Origin of the sequence: Altererythrobacter sp. MTPC7 (assembly GCF_042851395.1) — a bacterium.
Taxonomy (GTDB): Bacteria; Pseudomonadota; Alphaproteobacteria; order Sphingomonadales; family Sphingomonadaceae; genus CAJXSN01.
The window spans coordinates 1-2,949 of record NZ_BTGS01000037.1; the positions used below are offsets into that span (position 1 = coordinate 1).

Annotated in this window: 3 protein-coding genes; all 3 read right to left on the reverse strand. The window is 58.1% G+C overall.

All coding sequences use genetic code 11. The annotated features are described in order from the left end of the window. Window positions 1–70: 70 nt before the first annotated feature. Complete coding sequence (locus tag ACGHJ7_RS14700; RefSeq protein ID WP_390479167.1) at window positions 71–1,012, reverse strand: HEPN domain-containing protein; 942 nt, start codon at window positions 1,010–1,012, stop codon at window positions 71–73. Between the two features lie 385 nt (window positions 1,013–1,397). After that, window positions 1,398–2,690 carry a site-specific integrase gene (locus tag ACGHJ7_RS14705; RefSeq protein ID WP_320181068.1) on the reverse strand — a complete coding sequence of 431 codons (1,293 nt, stop codon included), beginning with the start codon at window positions 2,688–2,690 and terminating at the stop codon, window positions 1,398–1,400. A gap of 24 nt (window positions 2,691–2,714) precedes the next feature. Further along, window positions 2,715–2,949 (reverse strand): hypothetical protein (locus tag ACGHJ7_RS14710; protein WP_390479169.1); only part of this gene is annotated, 235 nt, incomplete at its 5' end.

Below are 2,949 nucleotides of genomic sequence, written 5' to 3' on the forward strand. Positions count from 1 at the left end.
TGGGTCGCAAACCGACAGGCTGCTTTCGGCTTAGAAAAGGCGAAAGCGGAGACAACAAGTCCTCGCTCGATCACCGAATCTGGTCAGGCTTGGCCTTCGTTTCGGCCTTTAGCTTCGAGATGCGTTCCGAGCACACTTCGTGCACGACGCGGCCAAGCTCTTCAACCTGCGCGCCGAGCCATTCAAGCTCTTCCTTGGTGACGCGATAGTGCTTCGAATAGCGCGCTTTGACATAGGCGTCCTTGAGCTTTTCGAACCGGGTGCGATCGCGCTTGGTTTCGCGGGGCCAGACATAGGTGAGACGCGGGTCGATCCGCTCGGCCTGCGTGCGCAAAAAGGCCAAGTTGTGATTATGCGGCGTATAAAAAGTGCAGACCAGAAGCACGCAGTGGTAAAGTCGCTCTGCTGTCTGGTGCATCAAGAATGCCGCGAGTTTGAGGTCTCCGTCTCGTACTGCGTAACCAGCATTGCGCTTAAATCCCATCGCTGTCGGCAGCCACTCGTCAAAATACTCCTGCGCCATGGCGAGCGCCTGCACCGGTGTCTTGGGCTTAGGCGTATGAAGCTCAGTCTCATCGAACTGGTAAAGCGCAACACCGTCCTCCTTCACGTCCATGAAGAAATACCGCCCGTGGGCGAGCCCGTCGTTCACCTCCTGCAGGGTATGGACGATGAAGTTGACTGGAGTCTTGAGCGTACCGGTAACGCCATATTCGCGCATCAACCGGTCATCTAGCTTCGCCCAGTATTTGACTCTGTCGGTGAGCCGCTTGTCGTTGACGATGATCAGCAGATCGAAGTCGGAGCGGTAGCCCTTCGCGGTGTGGGGCTCATCGACCCACGTGCCGCGCGCATAGCTACCGTAAAGGATCACCTTGAGGATGCGCCCCGCCTTCTTCCACTCATGCTTGGCGAGGGCAAAGGCGTCATCAAACTCCTCGAAGATAAGCTGCACCACGCGCTCAAGTTCGCGCTGCTTTTGCGGGGGCAAATGATCAAGGTCGGTCTTCATCGTCTAATCTCTAGCAAGCAGCCGCGAAGCTTGCACCTGCCGAGTGCACAGGCGCGCGGCGACGGCGCACCCCAAAGCGCTAAGGAGCCGCGCGCTGATATGCTGCGCGTTAGCAACAATCCGACAAGGATTGTCGTTAGCATAGTTAAGAGGCGCTGGAGCCCAGCATTTCTGCGGGTTTGAGGCCTGTTTTGGTTCCTAATAGTCCGAGCTGTGAGTTCCTGATAGTCCGTGTCCCCCGGTTCCTGATAGTCCGAACAGACCACAGGCTTATCCACAAGGCCCATCCCCATTTCTGGAGACAGGCCTTGATTTGGAGCGGCGACAAGCACGAGCTACCGCAGTCTCTCAATCTGGCTTCAGGGCAGACCTAGACAAGTAGGCATCATGCCACAGCACGCAACGCTGCCAGTGTGCGCGCTTGCTTGATCTCCCGCACGCTCCGCAACTCGCCACCGTCCAATAGTCGAGCAATCTCTCCCGCCACTTGATCCGCCGCGATGACGAGCGCGGTATCCAGGTGCACATAGCGCTGGGTTACGCCGCGCGGGGCATGACCGAGCAGGCCCGAGATGGTCAGTTCACTGAATCCTTGTGCCGCTGCCATGCTTGCAAAGCTGTGGCGCAGGGTGTGCGGTGTCACGCTGTCCAGACCCGCGCGCGCGCAGACCCGGCCCAGCACCCGAACGACGCCTATGAAATGCCCATCGCCCCAATCCGCCGGGAAGATGAAGGGCGAATGGCTGGACAATGCCTGAGCCTCCAGCACATGCATTGCTGAGTCTCCCGCCACGCGGATTTGCGGACCGGACTTTGTATCCGGAAAACGGACGAGATTGTCGTCGAGCTGTACCCATTCCTTGCGCATTGCCAGCACTTCCATGCGGCGAAAACCGGTGAGAAGCATGACGCGGATTGCAGCAAGGCCGGTCGGGTGCTCGCCCTCGCTTTCCATCTGCGTCATCACCTTGCCAAGGTGACGGATTTCGCCAGCGCTCAGATATCGCTTCGCCTTCTGCGAGGCCATGATGCGCACGCCTTTTGCCGGACTAGCCTCAATAATGCCGAGGCGGCGGGCGTGATTGAGTAAAGCGCGAAGCGTGCTGATGGCGCGGGCAGCAACGCCTGCGCCGCCAGCCGTTTGCCCACCTCGGGATCTGCGCCTCGCTTGGGCAGTCCGACCAGCCGCAATATCACCTTGCAAGCGTTCAATATCTGCCAATTTCAATTGGCTGACCACGCGATTGCCTATCAGCGGCTTAATGTGGAGTTCAATGCGGCTTCGATCACCTGCGATTGATGACGCTTTAATAGGGCGGCGGTTGCGTCCGATCAGCCGACCGGCTTCGGCCTCGGCAAGATACCAATCGCAAACTGCTGCGATTGTCAGCCCCGTGCGGACCGAGTGTCGTTCGGCAGACGGGTCGGCCCCGTCGATCACGGCGGCGAGTTTCTTTTGGGCGAGGTTGCGGGCTTGCTCGACAGTCAGGACTCCATATTGGCCTATGACGCAGCGACGGGTCCTCGCCTCTTGGTTCCGATACTGGATGATAAAGGTTTTGGTGCCGCTTGGTTTTGCGCGAACGCCAAAACCGCGCAGTTCGTTGTCCCAAAGGAAGGCGTCACGCTCTGGGTTGGATTTAAGCGCCTCGACGGTGCGTTTAGTTAATCTGGTCATGCGATTTGTCCGTGATTTGAGTTGTCATTCCTTTCGAAGTTGCTCCTGCGCTCCGGTGGCCCACGCGCTTGATATTTGCTTCCCCACGCAGGTGCAGCATGACCGGGGAAGCAGGGGGGAAGCAGTAGGAGGGAAACCGCCGGAAATCGCAGCGTACCAATGGCGACTCGGTGTGATAAACAAGCAATTGATGTTGCGTGGAATATAGTAGATTTTACTGAAAACGGAGACGATAGCGAAAATACCAATTGGCAGTTGC